Here is a 22662-nt window from a genome sequence, read left to right as displayed (position 1 = left end):
GTGACCATGCGAAGGAAGATGTTTATGATCAGTACCAAGAGCAGTAAAACTCTTATAAAAACCATCCACAACAAGCAAAAACTGGCATTACTGGGCTTAGCTTTGGCAACTACGGCTTATGCCACAGCGGCTGATACTCAAAGCCCAAGCACCACACAGAACAAAAACGCATCCTCTGCAGTGCAGTGGCCTTTTGTTAATACCGGCTTAAAGCGCGACCCGGAGCTGGAAAAAATGCTGGACCAGATCCTGGCACGTATGACTCTGCAGCAAAAAGTGGCGCAGATGATCCAGCCGGAAATTGGCTATATGTCCGTCGCGCAAATGCGTAAATACGGCTTTGGTTCTTACCTGAACGGCGGCAATACTGCGCCTTATGGTCGAAAACAAGCGACAACGGACGTCTGGTTAAAATACGCCGACGAAATGTATGAAGCTTCGGTGGATGCCAGCCAGGACGGTAGCCGGATCCCAACCATTTGGGGCACAGACGCTATGCATGGCCACAGCAATGTCTATGGCGCTACTTTGTTTCCACACAATATTGGCTTGGGTGCAGCCCATGATCCGGAACTGATCCACCGTATAGGGGTAGCCACAGCCAAAGAAGTCGCAGCTACAGGTATTGAATGGAGTTTTGCACCTACAGTCGCCGTAGTGCGGGATGATCGCTGGGGCCGCACATATGAGAGTTACTCAGAAGATCCGGCCATAGTCAAAGCCTATGCTGGCCAGATGGTGTCGGGTTTACAGGGCACTTTAGGCAAAGATTTTCTGCAGGGTTCTAGCCGCATTGCCACCGCCAAACACTTTGTTGGTGATGGTGGTACTGAAAAAGGCATAGACCGTGGCGACACGCTGATTGACGAACAAGGCCTGCGTGATATTCACGCCGCAGGTTATATGACCGCTATTGCAGCTGGTGTGCAGTCGGTGATGGCATCTTTTAATAGCTGGAATGGTGTGCGTTTGCATGGTCATAAGTACCTGCTGACCGATGTACTGAAAAACCAAATGGGTTTTGATGGTTTTGTGGTCAGTGACTGGAATGCCCATACCTTTGTCGCAGGCTGTGATTTAGAGCAGTGTGCTGGTGCTATTAATGCTGGTGTCGACGTACTGATGGTGCCTGAGCACTTCGAAGCTTTTTACCACAATACCATTCGTCAGGTAGAGCAGGGCATTATTCCGCAAGCCCGTATTGATGATGCGGTGCGTCGCTTTTTACGGGCAAAAATTCGCTGGGGTTTGCTGTCGCGTGGTAAACCGTCCAGCCGGCTTGAGTCTGTGCAGAATGCGGTATTTAACAGTCAGGCGCATAAAGACTTAGCCCGGGAAGCTGTACGTAAATCTTTGGTGCTGCTGAAAAATAACCAGCAGATATTGCCTTTGTCGCCGAAAAGCCGGGTGCTGGTGGCTGGTGATGGTGCAGACAATATTGCCAAACAGGCTGGTGGCTGGAGTGTGTCCTGGCAGGGCACAGACAACACCAATGCTGATTTCCCTAATGCCACGTCGATCTACCAGGGCATACGCCAACAGGTGGAAGCCGCAGGTGGTCAGGTGGAATTGGCTGTCGATGGTGACTACCGTAAAAAACCAGATGTCGCGCTGGTGGTGATAGGTGAAAAACCTTATGCCGAATGGTTTGGCGATATTCAGCAACTGGAATACCAGCATGGCGACAAGACTGATTTAGCCTTAATTAAAAAGCTAAAACAGCAGGGCATTCCGGTAGTCACAGTGTTCTTAACTGGACGGCCTTTGTGGACCAATAAAGAAATCAACGCCTCCGACGCTTTTGTCGTGGCCTGGTTACCAGGTTCAGAAGGTCAGGGTGTGGCGGACGTGCTGCTGGCCGATAACGCTGGCAAAGCCCGTTATGATTTCCAGGGCAAGCTAAGTTTCTCCTGGCCTAAGTACGATCACCAGTTTGTGCTGAATAAAGGCGATGCGAACTATGACCCCTTATTTGCTTATGGTTACGGCTTAACTTATGCCGACAAGAAAGACCTCGGCCAATTTACAGAACAAGGCTCCAAAGTTGCAGTCGCTGGCAGTGATGATGGTATACAGCCACTTTTTGTCCGCAACTTAGCTGCGGATATGGCCTGGGTGCTGTCTGACAACAGCACTGGCAAAAGCACTGCGCAAAACGCCACTTTGATTACTACTCCTTTTGGTGTCAGTGCGGACGGTACAAGCCTGGCGATGCAATCGGTCAACCTGTCCTATCAGGAAGACGGTCGACAGCTGCGCTGGAATAGTGCGGCCAAAGCTTCAGCCAGCCTGCGCTACATCGAACCCCTGTCAGGTAGCGATTTCAGCAAAGCCAAAGCCTTACGTTTGAGCCTGCGTCTTGACCAGCCAGTGCCTGCAGAACTCAATCTGGGCGTGCTCTGTGATCAGCAAGGCCTGTGTCAGCGTCAGCTGTCGCTGGTCAAAGCTCTGGCACCACTAAAAGCCGGAGTATGGCATACTGTCGAGGTCGCGCTGGATTGTGCGGATAGTCCTAAGCTAAAACGCGTATCAGATGCTCTGATCTTTAGCTCCAGCGGGCAACATAGCCTGGCTGTGGCTGAAATGGTGCTGACTGCGCAACAGAGCACAGCAGCCAATGGCACTATAGTGGTAGGTTGTGCCAACTGATCAGGCTCATCACAGCAAAGTGTTGAACAACAGTTAATAAATAAAAAGTGGTGTCGGCAGCGGCACCATTTTTGTTTCTTTCGAAGTGGAAAAACATAGTGTTGCAATCGTTAAGTCGTAATCAATTGTTCTGGCTCTGTCAGTGTGGCGGCTGGGCTGTCTACGCCTTGCTGACAGCCTTGATGATCAAAATTCCCAGCCAGGAACCCTGGCAAGTGGGCCTGCCTCATCTGCTGTTGGATTCCAGTTTTGGTTTTTTGTTGACCCTGTTGTTAAGAAGCTGGTACCGCCGGAACAGCACAAGGCAGGTTAAGGAAAAAATTCTGCTGCATTTGCCCGTAGTGTTACTAAGTTGTCTGGTTTGGACCCAGTGGAAATGGCAAACCTTGCAGTGGCTCTATGGTCAGCCGTGGCAAACCATGACCTGGTTTGATTTTGGCACCTGGAACTCGGCTTCTTTAACCATGTTATTGACCTGGACAGCCTTGTATTACGCTTCCAAAGCTATCTTTGAAACCATGGAGCAGCGGCAGAAGGCGGCTGAAGCTATTCATTTAGCCAAAGAAGCCCAGTTAAAAATGCTGCGTTATCAGCTCAACCCGCATTTTATGTTTAACAGCATCAACTCCATTTGCACCTTAATTTTAAAGCAGGACAATCAGCACGCCGTGTCTATGCTGGAAAAGCTGTGTGATTTGTTGCGTTATAGCCTATACACAGACCCTTTAGCCAAAGTGACAGTGGCGGAAGAAATTCACATTTTACAAACCTACTTTGACGTCGAACAGTGCCGCTTCAGAAACAAACTGAATGTGTCCATAGTGGCGGACGATGAGGTGAAGAACCTGCTGGTGCCTTCGTTATTGCTGCAACCTCTGGCAGAAAATGCCGTGAAACATGGCATGAAATCGTCGCAGCAAAGTTACGATATTTCGGTCAGCTTTAGTCAACAGAATGGCCAGCTGTTGATCCGCATGCTGGACAATGGCTGTGGCTTTAGCCCCCAGCCAGAAAGCGGCACGGGCAGCTTATCTACCGGTATAGGCCTGCAGAATTGTGAAGAACGTTTAGCGCTGATTTACCCCAACCAAAGCACCTTAAGTTTTGGTAACAGGGAGCAAGCGGGCGCCTGGGTTCAAATCAGCATTCCAAAAGAATTAGCGGGCGGCCAACAAGGTGAATAATCTGAGCATCATTAATACGCTGATCGTAGACGACGAACCAGCAGCCATAGAAGGCTTGCGACTGAGGCTGGCAGCTTTTCCGCAGATCCGGGTGATAGCCGAGGCCCATAGTGTTGCTGAAGCGGTTCGTAGCATTGACGCGCAAATGCCTGAGCTGATTTTTCTTGATATTGAAATGCCAGAGCAAACAGGCTTTGATCTAATTCGCCAGTTACAGCCCGAACAGTGTCCGGCCATCGTCTTTGTCACCGCTTTTCATCAACATGCGGTGAAAGCTTTTGAAGTGCGGGCTTTGGATTACTTATTAAAACCTGTGAAAGCGGAACGATTAGCAGAAGCTATAGCCAGAGTGAGCGAACTTAGCGCCATCCGCGCTGACAAAGCGCAACTGCTTTCAGCTGTGGCCGACATCACGCAAACTGAGAGCGCAAGCCTTGAGCAGAATACAGCGCAGAGCTCGCTGCAACACAACGAGACTGACGCAGACACCGGGGCCAATCAATCACAATACTGCATAGAACGTCAGAAACTGGTGATCCAGGACGGCCGCAACCCGATTCAGCTGATTCCGTATCAGGACATTATCTGGATAGACGCCGCCGGTGACTATATGTGCGTGCATACCCAAGCCGAAACCCATGTAATGCGGGCCAGGCTCAAAAGCCTGATCGACGAGCGCCTGCCCGATGTGTTTGTCCGTATTCATAAATCGACAGTTGTGAACCTGAGCTATATCGAAAGCCTGCAACCGCTGAGTAACTCTGAATACAAGGCTATTTTACTCAATGGCAAGGTGCTTAAAGTAAGCCGCACTTATGCCAGGGCGCTAAGACAGAGGTTGTTGGGGTAGGGCGCTTTGTTAAGCCTTTTTGTATAACTTTAAACTAACAATAAAATTACAGCTGACAACACAGAAAAAATCGGCGAGCATGGAGTCTTACACACACAGGGACTACTTCATGAACTTTAAACTGGCGTTTCATTACCTGAGTTACCTGCAGTACCCATTGATGTTCACTGCTCTCTACTTTGCTTTTAGCCCCTATCTGGCAGGTTTTGCTGCACTAAAAGCCAACCCGTCGATCATTTTTACCAGCCTCAACACAGCGCTGATTTTTATGGGCCTTGGCATCAGTTTCTCGTCTTTACAGGACACCACAAAAATGCAGAATAAGTTGTCGCAAAACATCTGGCAAAACCCGGCCAAAGGCAAACTGATGATTTGTATTATGAGCCTGATGATCCTGCTGTTTCTGCTGCTGGGTTTAGTCGGCTACTTTTACAGCGCCCCAGGCATTCTAAAGGATGTATCCGTTGGCACCATAGTGATGGCCCTTGGCATGCTCGGCTTTCTAAAAGCCGCCATAGAGATTTTTGAGCACCATAGAATGGATAAAAACAGCCTGTAGCTGAAGGGGTTATATTCTGTCGTAGCGACTTATATTTTGATTGGTTTTAAGGGCGGCTTTGAGCGAAAAGCAGACTTAGGCATAGTCAAGTTTTTTTGAAAACCTATGTCCACAACTCGCTGAACGGGGATATTGGTGCAATCTTAGAAGCAAATGAGCGTGCGGTGGCCGCGTATCGTTATGATAAACAGCCACTTATACAGAAATATTTGTAGTCTCACTTTTGGGTTTGGCCGATAAACGATCTAATTACATCGCTCATTGATATTGACCACTATACGTCCCCGTACTTTGCCGTCGATTAACCGCTGGGCGGTTTCGCATACCGCAGATAGCGGGATTTCGCTGGCGACAGCGTCGAGGGTGTTTGCATCTAACAATTCAGCCAATCGTGCCCAGGCAGCGATCCTGTCTTGCACTGGCCGCATCACGCTGTCTATGCCTGCCAGGGTTATGCCTCTTAAGATAAAAGGTGCCACAGTTCCGGGGAGGTCCATGCCCTGGGCTAAGCCACAAGCGGTCACGATGCCACCGTACTTGGTGCTGGCACAAGCATTGACCAGTGTATGGCTGCCGACCGAATCAATCACGCCAGCCCAGCGCTCTTTCGCCAGCGGGCGACCCGGTTCAGACAGCAACTGCCGATCGATAATCTCGTGGGCACCCAGTGCTTTCAAATAATCGGCTTCTTCAACCCGACCAGTGGCGGCTATTACTGTGTAGCCGAGTTTTGCTAGCAGCGCGATAGCGTAACTGCCAACTCCTCCATTGGCACCTGTCACCAGTACTTCGCCACAATTAGGCGTTACACCATGCTTTTCTAACGTCATCACAGATAACATGGCGGTATAACCTGCGGTACCGATCGCCATCGCTTGTTTGGCAGATAAGGCGTTGGGGAGTGCAATCAGCCATTCACTGGATAGTCTCGCTTGTTGTGCTAGACCTCCACAGTGTACTTCGCCAACACCAAAGCCGTTTAGCAGCACCTGATCACCGGCTTTAAACTTACCCGAGGTGCAGCTCAACACGCTGCCTGCCAAATCAATGCCTGGGATCATCGGGAATTTGCGTACGACGGGCGATTTACCGGTAATGGCCAGCGCATCTTTATAGTTCAGCGTGCTGTACGCCACACTGATTAAGGTGTCGCCGTCCATCAGCACTGAGTCGTCCAGGTCCTTTACTGTGGCGGTATAACTTTGTGGGTCTTTTTCAATCAATACGCCTTTAAACATGGTGCCTCCTAAATAGACCGATCGTCTATTAACTAATAAAAAAATTACCCGGCGCAGCGCTGAGTAAAAAGTTCTACGTACTTATCCAGGGGTCTGGTGCTTTGCTCCAGCCGGGCACGGCTGACGGCACCTTCCCAGCCAATCCAGAAAAACTCAGCCAGCGCATCGCAGTCGGCATTGACTGCAAGCTGACCTACTAATTGCGCTTCACGCAGGCAGCTAGCCACACGGTGCTGCCAGCTTTGGAAGGTTGCAATCAGCACTGGCCGAAAGCTCTCTGGCAACAAGTCTACTTCCTGACCTAAGTTACCGACCAAACACCCGCGTTTGAATTGATGCCGGGCTATGCCTTGTTTGGCGTCGTCGACAAAATTGCGAATGCGTTGTATCGGAGGGATGCCGGTGTCCAGTAAGTGGCTATCGAGCTTGTGGGCAAAGTAGTTGGCGTAGCTGGTCAGTACCGCATGGCCAAAGGCTTCTTTGCTTTGAAAGTAAAAATAAAACGAGCCCTTGGGCACGCCCACTTTTTTCAGGATCTGATCCAAACCCGACGCGGTAAAGCCTAGTTCGGTTAAATGCGCAAGACCGCTTCTGATCAACTCAGCGCGGATATCCCGATTTTGCGCCGCAGTTTTAGGCGGGCGCCCTCTACGCGGTGTAGTGGTCAATGTAGTCATAAACAGAATAATAGACCGACCGTCTATAAAAGCAAGCTAGACAAAAGTCGAAACCCAACGCCACATCGAGTGGCAAGTGAACGTATCAGATACATACTTGCTGGTATTACTGGCTTCCCAAAATGAGGTAACACTCCCTTCATAGCTTCTCAGCCGATGCATTCTTTTCAGAAGGAACAGCTTTGTTTTCAAGTAACGCAACGCGTTTTTCAAGGGCTGCAATTTTATCATGCAGAAAATCGCCATAACTGTAGTCTGATGCGACAGCTATATTCTCGACATTTCTGCTTAATCGTCTGAAAAGCATTTTAAGCCTGCTGATGGCGTTTAATTTGGAACGATTGGATGGATCTGGATAATCCGCGTTGTTCTTGGCCATTGTAGGTACTCTTTCTACTGTTCTTGAAAACTATTTTGCCGTGTGTATCAGGTCATATCATTTGGGCATTGGAAGTGTGCTCCCCCACATAACCTTTACACTGAACATTTTCTGTTTTTAGCGAACGTCTTTGAGTCGCTTTTTCCGTGCAATTCTTCGACGTAATTCCCACGCCAAATTGAAATTACAGTGATGGCAAAATATAACACTGCACTTAGGGCATATATTTGAAACAAGGTGTTGATGTCAGCACCAAAATATCCCACCGCTATCCAGCCAATGAATGCTGCCACAATCATTCTCGCAGTGCCGGCAAGTACCGGCCAAAGCACCCGTTTCATTGCAATTGAAGCAAAATACAGCGTCATCGCCGCACCGATGCAGCCATAAAAAGGTGCAACGTTTTGCAGATAAATGCTTCCTAAAGTTAGAATTTCGGGATCATGGCTGAACAGCGTTAGCCAGAGCTGAGGTGCAACGGCGGCAACCAAGCCAATCATAGTGGTGAATATAAAAGCGACTACCGCACCAATCCAAGCGATCCGCTGTGCTCTTTTAATTTGCCCAGCGCCAATATTTACGCCTACCATGGTCATTACGGCGGTACCGAGTCCAAATAGCAAGGGCACCTGAATATACTCCAGCCGCGAAGCAATACCATATCCTGCAACCGCAGCCTGTCCGAAAGTGCCGACTGCCGCAGTGACAATTGCAACAGTCAGATTGATTTGTACTGTACCTACAGATGCCAGCATACCCACGCCGGCAATTTCCAGAAAGGAAGTGGTTTTTAGCGGAGTTCGCACCAGTGCAACTGTGGCGTCCGGACGCAGCATCTGCTTAGTCAGTAAAATTACTGCCACTAAATAGTATATAACGATTGCAATACCTGCCCCTTTGACGCCAAATGCAGGTACAGGCCCCCAGCCGAAAATGAGCAGCGGTGATATTGGCAATAATAGCAAAGCACCACCCAGAGTAATACGTGCCGGTGTGGCTGTATCTCCAGCCCCACGCATTGCTGCTGACAGCATGGCAACTAACCAAATCAGCGGTGATGCCAAAAAAATGATGTTTGAGTATGCTAACGCAGCCTCAAGCGCAGGGCCTGAGACGCCCATGATCGAATAGAGGCGGTGGCCGCCAAAAACGAACGCGAAAGCACAAATGGTGCCCAGAAAACCTGCAACCCAAACACTGTGCCAGACCAATGATGCGGCCTGTTGTGAACGACCGGCGCCAATTGCCCGCGCCACAGCGGCTGCAAGACCACTACCAAAGCCGCCATTCGCCATCATTTGCATCAACATTAACAGCGGAAAAACCACGGACACGCCAGCTAAAGCATGAGAGCCAAGGGAGCTGACGAAATAAGTTTCGGTCAGACCAACAAAAGTTTGGATCAACAGGACAGCAATCGTCGGTAAAGCCAATGCAAATAATACCGGCAGCACAGGACCTGTTAATATTGCTTCGGTTTTAGCCTGAGTTGCAGAAGCCGGAACCCCTGTCGCTGGTCGTGATATATTCATGATTTATGCTCAGAATGGCTATCCCAGCCACCACCCAGGGCTTTAAAAACCCTAATCGATGCGCGCACAGCGGCAATTTGCGCCTGAAGATGAGCATCGGTCATGCGCAGTAATTTCTCATCGGCTTGCAGTACTTCAATCTGGCTATTGATACCCTGGTTATAAGCGGCCTGCGCAGCCGACCGCGCCTGATTGAGGGATTGTGTTCCTTGCTGTAGAAAAGAGGCTTGCTGTTCCATTTTCAGCAGTTCCGTAAAAGAAGTCTCAACCTCTTCAGTCGCACGTAGATTCGCCAGCCGGTAGGCCGCTAACAGTTCAGCTTCCCGCCCTTTAGCATTGTTGATCTGTGCATTAATGCGTCCAAAATCAAACAAACGCCAGCGCAACCCAAGAACCCCTGAAGCCTGACTGCTTGCGTTATTAAACAGACCGCCCGATGTTGTCGTTGCACTGCCAATCAGACCGCCAAGGGAGAACTTCGGGTAATACTCTGAAATCGCTTGGCCAATCTGTGCGTTTGCTGAGGCAAGTTTGCGTTCTGCGACAATCAAATCTGGCCGACGCCTGAGTAAGTCTCCTGGTGTACCGATGTCTTGAACTGCCGGAACAGCAGGAAGATACTTCGTACTGACCAGTTCCTGCTGATAGGTGCCCGGCAGTGCACCTAGCATGACATCAAGCATGTTCATCGCCTGTACAATGCTGGCTTCTAACCCAGGCACCGCTGCACTCGCCTGAGCCATCAGACTTTGGGCCTGATCCAGTTCTGATGGTGCGATGAGTCCATGTTCAGATAACAATCGCAGATTCGATACCAGCGCCTGTTGCGTCTGCAACTGACGATTTGCTACATCCAAGCGGAGTTGCAGGCCGCGAATATTGACGTAGATGTCAGCGGTCTGTGCAGCCACAGCCAACTGGACTGCCGCCTCGCTGGCTGCTGCGGCCTGATAATCCGCCAGGGCAGCGGCTTTACCGTGGCGTAAAGCTCCAAACAGATCCAATTCCCAGCCGATGCCAAGGTTCGCCTCGTAGCTGCTACTGTAACGGCTAAAACCTGGTTGTGGAGCCAGTAACTGGCCAAGTGGCGTTTCGGTTGATTGATAGGCTCGTGCCGCATGCCCGTCGATATTTCCTGACGGCAGTAATGTTGCATTGGCTGCTGACAAACCTGCTTTTGCCTGATCAATTCTGAATTGTGCCTGAGCTATATCGAGATTTTGCTGCAACGCTAGTTGAATAAAACGCGTCAGCAACGGGTCTTCGTAGCCTTGCCACCAAGTCTCGATGGCGGCGTGTGCAGAGGTTGAGCGCTGCATCACCGCCGTTTGCCCGTCAAACTGCCGTTTGGTGATGATTTGAGGCGCAGCGTACTCTGGGCCGACAGCGCAGCCACTAATAATACATGCGATAACCAAGGCAACGCTCTTATGTTTAACAGACATAGGTGTTCTCAAATAGGGTCGTTTATTTGTGACCATATTACCTATTGGTCACTCGTTGTCAATTTTTTCTATGACGAGTACACTATGCGTACTTTGCTTAAGTTGTATGGGTTTTGAAAATATATGAGTAACGACGACAACTATCCGGTTTCACAGCGCGGTCCGGCAGATCACGATGTCAGAGATCAGATTATCCTGGCTGCCGGCGAACATTTCAGGCAGTACGGATATATGAAAACCACCGTGTCTGACCTTGCAAAATCTATAGGTTTTTCAAAAGCATATATTTATAAGTTCTTCACTTCCAAACAAGCAATTGGCGAAATGATCTGCGCTAATTGTTTACGTGAAATAGAAACCGAAGTGCGGTCAGCAATAGAAGCAACGGACAAACCACCAGAAAAGCTGCGGCAAATGTTCAGAGCCATGGTTGAGGCAGGCCTACGACTATTTTTTAATGATCGCCGATTGCACGAAATTACTGTTGCAGCAGCCTCGGAAGGCTGGCAGGCCACGGGAGCCTACGACGAGCACATGCGGGAGTTACTGCAAGATATTATTCAGCAAGGCCGCCTTTCTGGCGACTTTGAACGAAAAACGCCTATGGATGAGGCAGTTACATCCATTTATCTGGTAATGCGTCCTTACCTGAATCCACTATTGCTGCAACATAGCTTTGACCGTGCTCGTGACGCCGCGACCCATTTATCCAGTTTGGTCTTGCGTAGCCTTTCCCCCTAATTTAGTTTGTGACTATTGACTAAAATGGTCACTAGAATAAAATAGATCTTCTAAACGATTGGTCTAGGGGATCCATTATGTTTCAACGCCATCTTATTTCACTTACTGCCGTCACTGTATTCTCGCTAACGTTGATTGGGTGCAACGAAGTAAACACTTCAGATCCACGTACAGACCCACCTCTTGTCCGAACCGTGCAGATCCAAAACGCATCGTTGACAACGCGTACGTATACAGGTGTGGTGGCGGCCAAAGTGCAGAGTGACCTGGGGTTCAGAGTTGCCGGGAAGATCAAAGAGCGTTTCGTCGATACTGGCCAGAAAGTTAAACGGGGGCAGGTACTGCTGCGGCTTGACCCAGTTGATTTGCAACTCGCAGCCAATGTACAACAAGCTGCGGTAGTCGCAGCCGCCGCGCTGGCAAAACAGACCGCAGATGATGAAGCACGCTTACGTGCCCTAACGGGAACAGGGGCGATTTCTGCTTCAGCCTATGATCAGGCCAAAGCCGCCGCCGACTCAGCGCAAGCCCAATTAAAGGCAGTCAAAGCACAGGCTGAAGTTGCGGACAACGCTAAGCAATATACCGAGCTCGTTGCTGATGCTGATGGGATCATAATGGAAACTCTGGCTGAACCAGGCCAGGTCGTCTCGTCAGGTCAGACGGTAGCTCGTTTGGCTCATATGGGCCCGCGCGAGGCCGAGATCCAATTGCCGGAAACACTCCGTCCAGAGATAGGCTCCTTGGCGACTGCAACTTTGTTTGGCAGTGGTCAAACCGACGAAGCGGCACGATTACGTCAGTTGTCTGAGACGGCTGATAGACTGACTCGCACTTTCGAAGCGCGTTATGTACTTAACGGTGCGCTGGCCACTGCCCCACTAGGCTCGACCGTGATGATCCAACTTTCCGATGAAGTGAATTCCAAAACGATCCAGTTTCAAGTTCCGATCACCGCGTTGTTTGACCAGGGAAATGGGCCTGGGGTTTGGGTTGTTTCTGGCTCTCCGGCGAAAGTGAGCTGGCTTCCTGTCACGGTACACCGGCTTAATACAGAGCTTGCCTTTATCAGTGGCTCGTTCAACCCAGACGCTCAAATTGTCACGCTCGGAGCGCATTTGTTACGGGATGAGAATCCGGTGCGAGTTGCACAATCGGGCCTTTCAGGTGCAACTGAAGGAGCTTCGTTATGAGCGGAAGTCGTTTCAATTTGTCCGCCTTGGCGGTGCGACATCGTTCCATCACTGTATTTTTGATTTTGTTGATTTCGCTGGCCGGGGTGGTGTCATTTCTTAAATTAGGTCGTGCTGAAGACCCAGCCTTCACCATTAAAGTCATGACTGTCATCACTGCCTGGCCAGGGGCCACCGCAGAGGAAATGCAAGACCAAGTTGCCGAAAAAATTGAAAAGCGCTTACAGGAATTGCGCTGGTATGACCGGTCGGAAACATACACCAGACCGGGTTTAGCATTTACCACTTTGACACTGCTCGACAGCACTCCGCCGGCTGAAGTACAGGAGCAATTTTATCAGGCACGCAAAAAAGTCGGTGATGAGAGCATCAACCTGCCTAGCGGTGTGATAGGCCCGATGATCAATGATGAATATGCCGATGTCACTTTTGCTTTGTTTGCTCTCAAGGCTAAAGGCGAGCCACAACGTGTATTGGTGCGAAGCGCAGAGTCATTGCGTCAGCGCTTATTGCACGTACCTGGTGTGAAAAAGGTCAATATCATCGGTGAGCAATCCGAACGCATCTATGTAGAGTTAGCACACGAGCGGCTGGCCACTTTAGGGGTTAGTCCACAGGACGTGTTTGTCGCACTGAACCAGCAAAATGTGCTGACGCCCGCAGGCTCAGTGGAAACCAAAGGACCGCAGGTCTTTATCCGTCTGGATGGGGCATTCGACGAACTGCAAAAGATCCGCGATACCCCGGTTGTAGCACAGGGCCGGATCATCAAATTGTCTGACATTGCAGAGGTCAAACGGGGTTATGAAGATCCTGCCACATTTTTGGTCCGAAGCGGTGGAGAGCCGGCATTGCTGCTTGGCGTTATCATGCGGGAAGGTTGGAATGGTCTTGATTTAGGTCAAGCGTTGGACCAGGAAGTGCAGGCTATCAACGCGGCACAACCCTTAGGTATGACATTAAGCAAAGTCACAGATCAGGCAGTTAACATCAGTGCTTCGGTGGATGAGTTCATGCTGAAGTTTTTCGCTGCTCTGCTGGTCGTGATGTTAGTCAGTTTTCTCAGCATGGGTTGGCGTGCAGGATTAGTTGTTGCGGCGGCAGTGCCCCTGACTCTCGCCGCGGTCTTTTTAGTGATGCTGGCGACCGGCAAAAATTTTGACCGCATAACTCTTGGCTCATTAATCCTTGCACTGGGTTTATTGGTCGATGATGCCATCATCGCCATTGAAATGATGGTGGTAAAAATGGAGGAAGGCTTCAGTCGGGCGGCGGCCGCCGCATATGCCTGGAGTCACACTGCTGCACCGATGTTGTCCGGCACTTTGGTCACTGCGGTTGGTTTTATGCCAAATGGCTTTGCCCGGTCCACCGCGGGTGAATATACCAGCAATATGTTTTGGATAGTTGGGATTGCACTTATTGCATCCTGGGTGGTTGCGGTTGTTTTCACCCCCTACTTGGGAGTGAAACTGTTACCAGAACAGCCAAAAACCGAAGGCGATCATAACGCGATTTACAACACGCCCCATTACAACCGTTTGCGCCACATTTTACAGCAGGTTATCACCCGAAAATGGCTGACTGCAGGCGCAGTGGCAGCCTTGTTTGTCACGGCCATTTTAGGGATGGGTATGGTGAAGAAGCAGTTCTTTCCCATCTCTGACCGGCCTGAAGTCCTGGTTGAAGTACAGATGCCGTATGGCACTACTATCACTCAAACAAGCAATACTGCTGCAAAAGTTGAAACCTGGCTGGCCAAGCAAGAAGAAGCCCGAATTGTCACGGCTTATGTCGGCCAGGGCGCACCGCGTTTCTTCTTCTCTGTAGGGCCTGAATTACCCGATCCGTCCTTCGCCAAGATTGTAATCCGGACCGACAACCAACAGGAACGTGAAGCGCTCAAGCATCGTTTGCGTCAGGCGATAGCCGATGGTCTCGCTCCTGAAGCCCAGGTTCGCGTAACGCAGCTGGTGTTCGGCCCTTACTCGCCCTATCCGGTTGCATATCGGGTGGTTGGACCTAACACAGAAACGTTGCGCGACATCGCAGACAAGGTTGAGAAAGTACTGGCAGCCAGCCCTATGATGCGTACTGTAAATACAGACTGGGGTACCCGCACTCCTGTGTTGCGTTTCAAGCTGCAACAAGACCGTTTACAGGCGTTGGGGTTAACGAGCAGTGCAGTGGCACAACAACTGCAATTTTTCCTGACAGGTGCGCCGGTTACTGTAGTGCGCGAAGATATCCGGTCAGTTCAGGTGATTGCCCGCACCAGTGGTGACACGCGGCTGGACCCAGCACGCCTCGCTGATTTCACCTTGGCTGGTATCAATGGCCAACGGATCCCGTTGTCACAAATTGGTGAAATCGAAGTGCAAATGGAAGAACCGGTAATGCGCAGGCGTGACCGGATGCCAACCATCACCGTACGCGGTGATATTGCCGATGGATTGCAACCACCGGATGTGTCGTCCGTGATCACTTCACAGTTGCAGCCTATCAAAGATGCTTTGCCTGATGGCTATCGCATAGAAGAGGCGGGCTCAATTGAAGAGTCAGGTAAGGCAATGGTCGCTATGCTTCCGCTGTTTCCTATAATGATCGCGGTCACCTTATTGATCTTGGTGTTGCAGACCGGCTCCAATTCCGCCATGGCGATGGTGTTTTTGACGGCGCCGCTTGGTTTGATTGGCGTGGTTCCAACCCTACTGTTGTTCCAGCAACCTTTTGGCATCAATGCACTGGTTGGCCTGATTGCATTGTCCGGGATCCTGATGCGCAACACTTTAATTCTGCTCGGACAAATCCAGCACAATCAACAGGCTGGACTGGCGCCGTTTCACGCGGTAATTGAAGCCACAGTGCAACGAGCCAGGCCAGTGCTGCTGACTGCGCTGGCTGCAATACTGGCGTTTATTCCCTTGACACAATCGGTGTTTTGGGGAGCTCTGGCTTACACACTGATCGGCGGAACTTTCGCCGGTACTGTCCTTACCTTGGCGTTTTTGCCAGCTATGTACGCCATCTGGTTCAAAATCAAACCGGACAACCAGGTCTGATCAATCATGTATGCAGATTATGTAAGAGGTTTTTATGTCTAAATTAAAAGTTGTGGTGGTCACTGGAGTGTCATCAGGAATTGGTCGGGTTACTGCGGCAATGTTTGCCCAGCATGGCTTTCGGGTGTTCGGCACAGTGCGGGATTTGACTAGAACCATGCCAATTGCCGGGGTCGAATTTGTGGCGATGGATGTCCGTCGGGACGATTCTGTTGCTTTGGCTATCCAGTCAATCATTGATATAGCGGGCCAGATCGATGTATTGGTCAACAACGCCGGGACCACCCTGGTGGGGGCCGTTGAGGAATCATCAACGGATGAAGCGCATTCATTATTTGACACTAATGTATTTGGTATGCTGCGGAGGATAAAAGCGGTATTACCGCAGATGCGCGCACAAAAATATGGCCGCATCATTAATATCAGTTCTGTACTTGGCTTCCTACCTGCCCCTTATATGGGTCTGTATTCTGCATCGAAACATGCAGTTGAAGGTCTGTCTGAGAGTCTGGACCATGAAGTCCGGCAGTTTGGCATCCGGGTATCTCTGGTTGAACCTTCGTTTACTAAAACCAATCTGGATCTAAATGCACCGATGACCGCGCTAAAGATCATGGACTATGATCATGAACGCAATCTATCGACTAACACTGTGGTAAAGACTGTTCAAGGGGCTCCAACACCAGATGGTGTGGCAAAGACTATTGTCAAAGCTGCAACAGGCCGTTGGCGGATGCGTCACACACCATCAGGTGAGGCATCCTTGCTAAGTAAATTACGCCGATTTATGCCTTCAGGTCCCGTATCCAAAGGGATCCGGAAAACATTTGGTTTGAGTTAATATTTGATTTTAAAAAGTACTTACATGCAGTCAGGTCGATCTAAAATGTCGGCTTGGCTGCATTGAACAGCCTTTCAGGGAGCACTCTTTGGCTGCCCCCCCTAAATTAGGTAACCTAGTTACTGGTTTCGATTCACAGACCTCCCAATATTTTGAGAAACCATAGGATGAAGTCACGTGGTATAGATGCAACTCTCTCAAAAATAAAACTCAAAAAACACACAAAATGAGGCAGGCTTTTTCAGTGAATTCCGCTCAGCATTCGAAAGCAGACATTTCATTGTGAAAAACTGTAAAGTCAGCAGTTGGCACAAAGTGACGATGCAGATGCGCCTGGGATACGGACGGGTAACTACGTTAGCAGACCCTGCACGCTACACGGATGTATCCACGGCGGGTCTGCGTTGCAGTTGACCGCTCCGTTGGATTCGGAAAAACATACTTCGCTTATTTTTCAATATCGCCTGAACATCAAATCATTCGAAACAGCCCTTATTGCTCCAACAAAATTTTTGCAGCCCAGTCGCGGCTGGCGATTTGTTTTTCTTGCGGAAAAGCCGGCAGCACTAAAGTGCCATCGGTATTCGCTGTTATAGAAAGCGGTTTTTGCCATTGCCCATTGATTGGATCGAACCATTTCAAGTTATAGCTTTTACCTGGCACAAAGCCTTTTAATTTAGGCAACACAGCTTTGTTTTCAAAATAAAGCAGCGCCAGGTCTTTTTCTTTGGTGCGCATCATATAAGACCAACCATCCAGCCCATCGTCCGGGCTGCCCGGGGCTTTACGCACCGAAAGATCCTCTGAGGCTAAGCCTAAATCCTGATAGCGGCGGCCTTCTGACAACATAAAAGCCTGCAGATGCTGCATATAGCTGGCGGATCCATACTTTAACGCATCCCAAAACTGCGGCCTGGCACCTGCCGGTTCTCCGGTTGAGGTCACATCATAAGCCGCAGTGCCATGCACATGGCCGGATAAACCGCCCGACAGCACAGAGCCATACATTTGGGCGCGGGCAAAATAATTATCCCGCGCTGAATTGGCGGGTGGCTCTTCACCTGCGGGTTTGTTTATTTCGTGCAGCCAGCCGGTGTAATAAGGTTCGAAATTAATAGTGGGATAAGCCGGAGTCAGCTTAAATTGGGTTTCCAGCGCGGCACCCACTCGATGATCCCGTGGCTTATTGCCCACGCTATGCATAGTCAGCCAGGGCACTTGCCCGGCATGACCAAAGGCGTCATAGGTTGATCGGTCAATCAGCACTGTCATAGGTTGGTTAAAAGGCGGTGGGCCGTATTTTTTTAAGTGATACGTCAGCGCTTCATTAAATTGGGCCGCAGTCAGGCTGAAGTCTTTGGGGATCCAATCCAAATGAATACCGCTAAACACCAGGTTGTTGGCACCATAACGCGCAATTAAATACTGGGTGTAGCGGGCAAAACTTTCATTAAAATCAAAGTAGGCATGCCAGGACGGGCCTACGTCGCGACGCACAGTTTCCAGCAGTGGCACAAAACCTTGTTGCGACAAGTACTGCATTTTGCGGTCCAGGCTTTGGAAATAGGCCGGGTTGATGCGGTTAAAGTCCTACACGCCTTTATGCTGTGCCGACATTGCAAAGGGCAGATGGCCGTATTCATCGCGCATACTTTTGGCGGTAAAAGAACCCCAATAACTGACACCACCCGAGGCATCAGTGCCTTGTTCACTTGCAACGTCATAACCAAATTTTTCCCAGGCATTGCGCAGGTAAACGCCATTGTGATCGGCATGGGTGCTGGGGTTTAGATCGGCATCCCAATTGGGGAAAGCGGCAATCATACTGACCGAGTTAAAACCCTGTTGCTTGCGATACGTGACCGCATCTTCAAAACCAATGCCAGGGCCTGGTTGGTAATCTGTGGACGTGGCGGCGCCACGAAATGGCAAGCGCCAGGTGCTGGCCGCCAGCCAGGTATCACCGACCATAAAAAAGGGGGTGCCATCGGCATATTCAAGCGCGTGGCCGTTTGGTGATACCCGCACGAAACCTTGCCGGTTTGGGTTCTGCTGTTTTTCAGCCGCTGTCCATGCCACGGCAGTAAAGGTGCCTGAGTGGCCATTTAAACCCGCATCATCCGGATGGTTAGACGCACTTTGCCAGGTCCATTGGCCGGGCGCTGTGGCCACCACCCGCACTACAAACCTGTTATCGCCATCCCAAAAGCCATACACCCGTTTATCAAAACCTGGCCCTTTTAGCTGCACCCAGAGATCAACCTCGGTGTAATAATTGGCATAAGGTTTGGCTGCCAGCAGCACAATTTCCTGCATCTGCCAGGTACGGATTTGATTGGGGGCAACAGTGTCGGTGGCTGACGCCGTACAGCCCACAAGGGTGAGTGCAGCTACAAGCGCCAGTACTTTTGTGATTGCAAACCCTATAGATAGCGGTATGGAAAGCAATTTAACGAGTCGATTCATGGGGGCCTCAGCTGGTTATTGCGCGCTGCTGAAATGCAATTTAGGCGCCTGACTGCCATCGCCATGTTCAGAGTCGTAGAAGGACACTTCAAGCGCTCCTAAAGGCTGTAGTAACAGACCACGGGTGGTGCCATCAAGCAGGCGTTGCAGCACAGGGCGGGGGATAGTGACCAGGGTTTTGCCTTGTGCTGGCGCTACTTCGGTATCAAAAATCATTTGGCCGTTAATAGCAGCTTGCAGATCTTTGCCTTGGGTAAAACTCTGGAAGGTCACGTTATGTTGTTGCCAGTTTGCATCACCAGCCAAAATCTCGAACACCCGCACTTTATCGAATTCAATACCAAAATCCTCACCCAAAGCCGCGACGTAGTTACCGCCTTTTTGCAGTGACTGGGTGGTAAGCTCCAATACGCCAGACCCTTTGGCTTTTTGGCCGCGAAAACTTTGTAAGTCCCAGCGCAGCAAGGGGTATTGTCCGGCACTGACGGTGAAAACCCTAGCATTGTCGGAAGTCCAGTTGTTGAAATTGACTAAAGGAAAAGCCGAATTAATGCTGGTATCCTGATTGACCTTCAGGTGCTGTTTAAAGCTTTCAAGTGCAGGGATAGGCGGATGATAGACCAAAGGTTCGCCCAAATCGGCTTTGGCATTCTTCACCGGCACCACTTCGGCGCGGTAATAATCCACATCGAGATGGTATTGGCTTGGCCCCCAGTCAGTAACGCCAAGTTGCACATTCACTTGATCGCCAGGCACAGCGTCTAAATTGCGGGTGGTCATACTGATCACTTGCCAGTCTGTGGTCTGGTCCAGATCATATTCGCGTAAATGTTGGTGATAATCCGTGGTGCGCTGGGTGTTGATCATAAAGTTGACCCGGCGCGGCGCATGGCTGGCCCGAACCCGCGCTTCCACACGTAGTTCGTAGTCCGGGCTTTTGAGCTTTTCCATATCCAAAGAGGGCGCAACATCACGTTTGATAATGGTCCAATAGATATTGTGCTGATCTTTAGTGGCATCGACCTGCATGCGGGCAAAGCCATCCATGGGGATAAAAGTTAACTGCGCCTCGCCATCTCCGGTCAGGCTTTGCCAGCCTGCAACGGAATGATTAAAGTCGTCGACAAAGTCGGCATGGGCAAGCGGTGTGAAGATAAAGAGCCCGCCTAACAGAGTGGTTTTTATAGTTTTCATTATGAATTTCTCTTGATTGGTTGATGTACATCGGCCCCATATGACGCGGATTTATTGACGAGCCTGGCAGATCATTCGAAAACGGACGCCCACAAGGGACGTCCCTACAGTAACGACTTCGTGAATACACAGGAGACGGCCAGATTAGCCGTTTGGCTTTTAGGCTTTAGGCTGCATCATGCCGTGCATCTTCAGCCAACTGCTAAAGGCGCCGAACCAGCCTGTACTGGTGGTTTCTTTCGGGTACATGCCAAAGCCGTGACCGCCTTGCTCGTAAAAGTGAAACTCGACTGGTTTTTTCGCCAGTTGCCAGTTTTTGACCAGGCCAAAATCACCATTGGCGAAGAATGGATCATCAGCGGCAAGGGCGACAAATAATGGCGGTGCGTCGGCTGGTACTGCCACTTCCGCCAATGGGCCATAGATATTGGCGATAAAAGCGGGTTTGGCATCTTTACCTACAAGCGTCGTTGCCATAGTCAGCATGGCGCCGGCGGAAAAACCTATCATGCCAATACGGTCCGGATCGACCCTCCATTCGGCAGCACGTTTGCGAATCAGAGCAAAGGCGGCGCTTGAATCTTCCAGTTGCGGTGCCAGACGTTTCACCATTTCAGCTGGATCAGGACGGGGCGGGCGGCGCGCAGTACCGGAAAACATCTGCGCCATTTCTTGCTCAAAGGCAGCCATATCGGCCGGGGTTTGATTTAATCTGTATTTCAGCACAAAAGCTGCAACACCTTGCTTCGCCAGCGCTTTGGCGACATCCCAGCCTTCGTTGTCCATCGACAAAGTGCGAAAGCCGCCACCAGGGGCCACAATAACCGCAGCACCGCTGGCCGTTTTTGCATCAGGTAAAAAGGGCGTTAGTGTGGCGACTGTAACGTTACGTGCAAATCTGCTGCCGTACTGCGAATGCCAGGATTCCTGCGCCTTGGCATCTGGCAGCGGGCCAGTACCAAGTTCTATGGCATTGCTCTGATCGGGTGCGGCTATGGGTGTCATCGTATCGTTGGCTTGCGCCACAGCCTGAGCTGTCCATAAACAAGCGGCCAGCAACAGGCTCTGCCGGAACAGGCCAAAGTGTGAGCAGCCAGGAGTTAAAAAGTTACTTTTCATTTCGTTCCTTTCCTTGTTGTGTCTTCTGAATTGGAGCCGGCTACCCGCAACGCAACGGCCTGGAGAAGGCTAGTTTGTTGCTGCCCGGACTGCTTTTTTAACCTTCTCACTGTTTCTTGGAGGTTCTGACTATGGGTTTAATAGTGCCGTCTTTATTGAAATACACTCGGTCCAGGCTGACCGAACGGCGGTAATTGCCACCGCCCGGCAGGTCGGCGCTGTGATAGGCAAGATAGGTCTGGCCGTTAAAGTCAAACATCGCCGGGTGGATAGTGGTGGTGTTAGGCAAAGGCTGCATAATGATGCCCTGATATTTCCAGGGGCCTGTGGCCGACGAGCTGGTGGAATAAGCCAGGCTTTCCGGAAAACCTGCCGCATAGACTAAGTAATAAATACCGTTATGTTTGGACAGGTGAGGGCCTTCTTCGAAGTTCGGCAAGCTATCTACCGCATGGATCTTCACCTTGCTGGTGTCACGGTTTTGCATCCGTCCTTGCGCATCCACTGTGTAGCTTTCGCCTTTCAGATGGACTAAGTCGGCTTCCAGTTCCACCCACCATAACTGCTGGTTGCCCCAATACAGGTAGGCTTTGCCGTCGTCATCGACAAATACCGCCGGATCTATATTGCGCCAGGTGTGGTCTTTGTATTTTGCTGTATCTTCCAACAAAATCATCGGCATACCCCGTGGGTCTTTAAACGGGCCTTCAGGGCTATCTGATACAGCAACCCCGATAGAAAAACCAAATTGACCGCCTGTTTGGCCGCCTTCTACTGCGGCATAAAAGTAGTATTTGGTTTTGCCTGAGCCATCTTTATGCTGGATCAGATGATGTGCATAGGCATTGCCTGTTTTCTTATCGCCTCTGGCCCAATCAAAGTTAGAGTAGCGAAACACTGCGCCTTTATTTTGCCAGGTTACTAAGTCCTTGCTGGTCCAAAGCCTGTAGTCGTACATGCGGTAATCTTTGCCGTCCGGCACAGCTTCATCATGAGTGCTGTACAGGTATAAGGTATCACCCACTACCAAAGCGGCTGGATCTGCGGTGTAGATCAAGTCACCCACTTCGTTAGTTGGGTCTTTGCTATCGTACTTAATAATAGGGTTGTCAAAGCTTGAGGGGGCAATCATTTGAGCTTTGTTTTCAGCGGTTTCTGCCACTGTAGCGCTGCAGTACAAGGCGGCAACACAACACAGAGCCAACAGAGATTTTTTGTTATGGAGACAGGGTATTAGGCTAAACATGAAAGCGAATCCTTAGGCCACAAAGATTGAATACAACATAGTGTGTCGAAGTTTGCGGCATAACGGAACGTGCAATCACTTACGAATCCCTTTAATAGCTTTACCTTATTTGGTCAAAAGCTGAGCAGGGTAGAACAGGGATTTTAAATAAGGATCCTGAGGCATCAGTAGCGGAGAGTTATGGAAAAACAGTCTGTGTTTTAGCGGGTTATGAGTAGCTTAGACTGAAAAATAATGTGAACTTAGGCAAAACAACGGGCGCCCACAAGGGGCGCCCCTACAGTATA

18 protein-coding genes are annotated in these 22662 nt (G+C 50.2%); 8 read left to right on the top strand and 10 right to left on the bottom strand.

Features of this window, described 5'->3' with window-relative positions; genetic code table 11:
* The first annotated feature begins 24 nt into the window (after nucleotides 1-24).
* From EK374_RS12495 to EK374_RS12480, 4 genes are all read left to right on the top strand, one after another.
* A complete protein-coding gene (locus EK374_RS12495) occupies nucleotides 25-2649 on the top strand; it encodes a glycoside hydrolase family 3 protein (RefSeq protein WP_127024028.1) in 2625 nt (874 codons plus the stop codon).
* A 98-nt stretch (nucleotides 2650-2747) separates the two neighbouring features.
* Complete coding sequence (locus tag EK374_RS12490) at nucleotides 2748-3833, top strand: sensor histidine kinase (RefSeq protein ID WP_233280243.1); 1086 nt, start codon at nucleotides 2748-2750, stop codon at nucleotides 3831-3833.
* A complete protein-coding gene (locus tag EK374_RS12485; protein ID WP_233280242.1) occupies nucleotides 3826-4683 on the top strand; it encodes a LytR/AlgR family response regulator transcription factor in 858 nt (285 codons plus the stop codon). Before EK374_RS12490 ends, EK374_RS12485 begins: the two co-directional genes overlap by 8 nt.
* Before the next feature lie 109 nt (nucleotides 4684-4792).
* Nucleotides 4793-5242: a hypothetical protein gene (locus EK374_RS12480; protein ID WP_127024025.1), complete on the top strand. Its 450-nt coding sequence runs from the start codon at nucleotides 4793-4795 to the stop codon at nucleotides 5240-5242.
* A 245-nt stretch (nucleotides 5243-5487) separates the two neighbouring features.
* Here EK374_RS12480 and acuI read toward each other — a convergent pair whose 3' ends face one another.
* The 5 genes from acuI to EK374_RS12455 all read right to left on the bottom strand — a co-directional run bounded on the left by acuI (nucleotide 5488) and on the right by EK374_RS12455 (nucleotide 10549).
* Nucleotides 5488-6480, bottom strand: a complete 993-nt coding sequence (gene acuI / locus EK374_RS12475) for an acrylyl-CoA reductase (NADPH) (protein WP_127024022.1) — start codon at nucleotides 6478-6480, stop codon at nucleotides 5488-5490.
* Nucleotides 6481-6524: 44 nt separating this feature from the next.
* Complete coding sequence (acuR, locus tag EK374_RS12470) at nucleotides 6525-7157, bottom strand: acrylate utilization transcriptional regulator AcuR (protein WP_127024019.1); 633 nt, start codon at nucleotides 7155-7157, stop codon at nucleotides 6525-6527.
* A 139-nt stretch (nucleotides 7158-7296) separates the two neighbouring features.
* Complete coding sequence (locus EK374_RS12465; protein ID WP_127024016.1) at nucleotides 7297-7536, bottom strand: hypothetical protein; 240 nt, start codon at nucleotides 7534-7536, stop codon at nucleotides 7297-7299.
* A 95-nt stretch (nucleotides 7537-7631) separates the two neighbouring features.
* The gene (locus tag EK374_RS12460; protein ID WP_127024013.1) at nucleotides 7632-9068 is read right to left on the bottom strand and encodes an MATE family efflux transporter; all 1437 of its coding nucleotides are present in this window, start codon (nucleotides 9066-9068) and stop codon (nucleotides 7632-7634) included.
* Entirely contained in the window at nucleotides 9065-10549 is a 1485-nt protein-coding gene (locus EK374_RS12455) for an efflux transporter outer membrane subunit (protein WP_206099199.1), read from the bottom strand. The genes EK374_RS12460 and EK374_RS12455 overlap by 4 nt, the downstream gene beginning before the upstream one ends.
* A gap of 87 nt (nucleotides 10550-10636) precedes the next feature.
* Between EK374_RS12455 and EK374_RS12450 the strand changes: the two genes are divergently transcribed.
* From EK374_RS12450 to EK374_RS12435, 4 genes are all read left to right on the top strand, one after another.
* Nucleotides 10637-11254: a TetR/AcrR family transcriptional regulator gene (locus EK374_RS12450; protein WP_127024010.1), complete on the top strand. Its 618-nt coding sequence runs from the start codon at nucleotides 10637-10639 to the stop codon at nucleotides 11252-11254.
* A gap of 77 nt (nucleotides 11255-11331) precedes the next feature.
* Nucleotides 11332-12447 (top strand): efflux RND transporter periplasmic adaptor subunit, encoded by a 1116-nt coding sequence (locus EK374_RS12445; protein WP_127024007.1) that lies wholly within the window; start codon nucleotides 11332-11334, stop codon nucleotides 12445-12447.
* Complete coding sequence (locus EK374_RS12440) at nucleotides 12444-15509, top strand: efflux RND transporter permease subunit (RefSeq protein ID WP_127024004.1); 3066 nt, start codon at nucleotides 12444-12446, stop codon at nucleotides 15507-15509. The genes EK374_RS12445 and EK374_RS12440 overlap by 4 nt, the downstream gene beginning before the upstream one ends.
* Before the next feature lie 34 nt (nucleotides 15510-15543).
* Nucleotides 15544-16350 carry an oxidoreductase gene (locus tag EK374_RS12435; RefSeq protein WP_127024001.1) on the top strand — a complete coding sequence of 269 codons (807 nt, stop codon included), beginning with the start codon at nucleotides 15544-15546 and terminating at the stop codon, nucleotides 16348-16350.
* Between the two features lie 492 nt (nucleotides 16351-16842).
* Here the strand turns inward: EK374_RS12435 and EK374_RS20780 are convergent, their stop codons facing one another.
* The 5 genes from EK374_RS20780 to EK374_RS12415 all read right to left on the bottom strand — a co-directional run bounded on the left by EK374_RS20780 (nucleotide 16843) and on the right by EK374_RS12415 (nucleotide 22291).
* Nucleotides 16843-17928 carry an apiosidase-like domain-containing protein gene (locus EK374_RS20780; RefSeq protein WP_267898338.1) on the bottom strand — a complete coding sequence of 362 codons (1086 nt, stop codon included), beginning with the start codon at nucleotides 17926-17928 and terminating at the stop codon, nucleotides 16843-16845.
* A gap of 12 nt (nucleotides 17929-17940) precedes the next feature.
* The gene (locus tag EK374_RS20775; protein WP_206099198.1) at nucleotides 17941-18816 is read right to left on the bottom strand and encodes a DUF5060 domain-containing protein; all 876 of its coding nucleotides are present in this window, start codon (nucleotides 18814-18816) and stop codon (nucleotides 17941-17943) included.
* Nucleotides 18817-18831: 15 nt separating this feature from the next.
* Nucleotides 18832-20010 carry a hypothetical protein gene (locus EK374_RS12425; protein ID WP_127023998.1) on the bottom strand — a complete coding sequence of 393 codons (1179 nt, stop codon included), beginning with the start codon at nucleotides 20008-20010 and terminating at the stop codon, nucleotides 18832-18834.
* A gap of 159 nt (nucleotides 20011-20169) precedes the next feature.
* Entirely contained in the window at nucleotides 20170-21129 is a 960-nt protein-coding gene (locus tag EK374_RS12420; RefSeq protein WP_127023995.1) for an alpha/beta hydrolase, read from the bottom strand.
* Nucleotides 21130-21235: 106 nt separating this feature from the next.
* Nucleotides 21236-22291 carry a glycoside hydrolase family 43 protein gene (locus tag EK374_RS12415; protein WP_164731870.1) on the bottom strand — a complete coding sequence of 352 codons (1056 nt, stop codon included), beginning with the start codon at nucleotides 22289-22291 and terminating at the stop codon, nucleotides 21236-21238.
* Nucleotides 22292-22662 lie beyond the last annotated feature (371 nt).

The sequence above is a fragment of the Rheinheimera mangrovi genome, assembly GCF_003990335.1.
Lineage (GTDB): Bacteria > Pseudomonadota > Gammaproteobacteria > Enterobacterales > Alteromonadaceae > Pararheinheimera > Pararheinheimera mangrovi.
Note: the sequence above shows the minus strand (reverse complement) of the source record. Positions and strands in the feature narration are given on the sequence as shown.